We start from the raw sequence: 2230 nt of genomic DNA on the forward strand, positions 1-2230 counted from the left end.
ATAATTTGCCGCGCGCAAGGGATAATAGAGGATGGCGATGGCGGCCCCCGCGTAGAGCACACCGCACAAGACCCATGGAATTGCCCAGTCCCAGTGCCTCATGCCAAAGCCATGAAGAAACATGAGGAGACCGCCGGCGAACATCGCGGCTGCCACGATATAGATTGCCGCGATCGCGGCGAGCATGAGGTTTGCCGAGGCGATAAATCCCAGCATCGCAAGCGCGGCACCGACGCCGAAAAACCACCTCCTGGTTCGATCAACGGATCTTTGAGTTTCTCCCGCGAATATATCGGCGCCCATCACATTTCCTCCGATTGCAATGCGTGAAATCATAGCCATTCGGCAGGGTGGCCGCTGTGCGTAAATCTCCTGATCGACGACAAAAGAATGTTCCTCGGGATGCCGTCAGTGAAAGTCGCACAATAGTTCCGCGTCTCTCCGTATGAATCCTGATGTTCCAATCTTCGTCGCGCGCACATCATCTGCGTCTCGCCACCGCCGCGCGGAGGAATGAACATGCAGCATTGTCTCGCCTGTCTTTTGTCGAGCGCAGGCAGCGCGTTGCTGGTAACCGCATGCGCCACAAGCGACGTCGGATTCGACGACCCGATCCCGGCTCCCATTCAGGCAAGTTTCTCCTGGCGTGCGGAAGGCAGGATGCACGGCATGTTGACGGCAACGTTGCTCAACGGCGATGTCTACGAGGGCCCGTATTTTCAGGTCACACGTCGAACCAAGCTCGACCAGCTGATGCCGCTTTGGATCGGCTGGGAGGGCAAAAGCCGGTGGTACGGATGGGATGGCTGGGGGCCGGTCATCTCGACCACGGTCACTTATCCACCACATGCCCTCGCCAATCTCGTCAAGACGACGGGCCAGCGGATGCGGTGCCGGTTCACGCTCTCCCAACCTTCAGCCGGGATGGCAGGCGGCGGTCTCGGACGGTGTCAACTCTCGGACAGAATGGTCATTCACGCCGGCTTCCTGCACGGCATGTCGTGCCATTGCGCGAGATCGAGCTGGAGTTGCACGAGGGATCGGCCCGAATCCCGTTCGACACCGCGCGCGAGATCGCGAGCCGGGTGCCGGTCCGCATTGCAGTGCTCTCAAAGTCTGAGCGCGGGTATCGGCTACTCGGCGGAGGGATGACAACCCCCGCTCGTGCCGAGCCGATCCAGCTTGAACGCAACGCGAATGCGAGTGAGGCATTTGCCGCTATTACCCATTCCTGCCTGCTTCAGTTTCGGCTCAATGAAATGCTGCTGGTCAAGAACGCTGAAGTTGAAGCGGTGCATCAGGCGCGGGTCGCGCTCCGGCGCCTGCGCACGGCATTCTGGCTTTACGGGCCATTGCTGGCTCACGATTCAGAGGCACCACTGCTCGAGATCGAACTGCGCTGGCTTACGGGACGGCTGGGCGAGGTGCGCAATTTAGATGTGCTTATCCCGCATGCGGATGAACAGGCCGGGCTCGGGCTCCGCGAAGCTCGGGAGCGTGCGATGGCTGCACTTCGGGTCGACCTCGCCTCATCGCGTGTCCGGGGACTGATGCTCGATCTCGCCGAATGGCTCGCGGTTGGTGCCTGGCGGGTTCGGTCAACGGTCGCTGGCGATCCGGACGATGCAACGTCGTTCGCCGGTAATGCGTTGCGCAAGCTCCGCAAACGGCTCAAGCGTTGCGGCAAAGGCCTGGCCAAACTCGGCCCCAGGCGACGCCACAAGGTGCGCATGACAGCCAAGAAGCTGCGCTACGCGTCGGAGTTTTTCGTGTCGTTGTTCCCGGCGGCGGAAGCGGCGCGGCGCTATTCGACGTTTGCCGCCGCGTTAAGCGTGCTGCAGGACAGCCTCGGCGAGCTCAACGACCTCGATCTCGAGTGGCGAGTGCTCAAATCCGATGCCGGCGCTCGCAAGAGGCGCCACCAGCATCGCAGGCACAACAGGAAATTGCTGCGGCGCGCGGCGCGTGGTTATGACCGGCTGATCGAGGCCGGAAGGTTTTGGTGCGTGGATCCGTTGCCGGCGGCATAATTGACGCTCTCGCCTGTCGCCCGGGCTTTCGCCATCATCCAATGTTACCGATATGTCGGCCAGCGATGACGTTCCGGGGTACGGCATCGATGATCGTGGCGACCGAGGCGATCCCCATCACGGCGGCGGCGGCAATGGTCAGCCAGATCAGTGTCCGCGACGGGACGAAGTCGCCCATCACCGATTTGCGGGTGACAAGC

Annotated in this window: 2 protein-coding genes; one reads left to right on the forward strand and one right to left on the reverse strand. The window is 61.6% G+C overall.

Annotated elements, in window-relative coordinates:
- A partial coding sequence (locus BGN95_RS04875; protein WP_286771808.1) for a DUF308 domain-containing protein occupies positions 1-303 on the reverse strand: 303 nt, incomplete at its 3' end.
- Positions 304-1007: 704 nt separating this feature from the next.
- Between BGN95_RS04875 and BGN95_RS04880 the strand changes: the two genes are divergently transcribed.
- Positions 1008-2030, forward strand: a complete 1023-nt coding sequence (locus BGN95_RS04880) for a CHAD domain-containing protein (RefSeq protein WP_286771809.1) — start codon at positions 1008-1010, stop codon at positions 2028-2030.
- Positions 2031-2230: the final 200 nt, after the last annotated feature.

The organism is Sphingomonas sp. 66-10 (assembly GCF_001897045.1).
GTDB classification, from domain to species: Bacteria; Pseudomonadota; Alphaproteobacteria; order Sphingomonadales; family Sphingomonadaceae; genus Sphingomonas; species Sphingomonas lycopersici.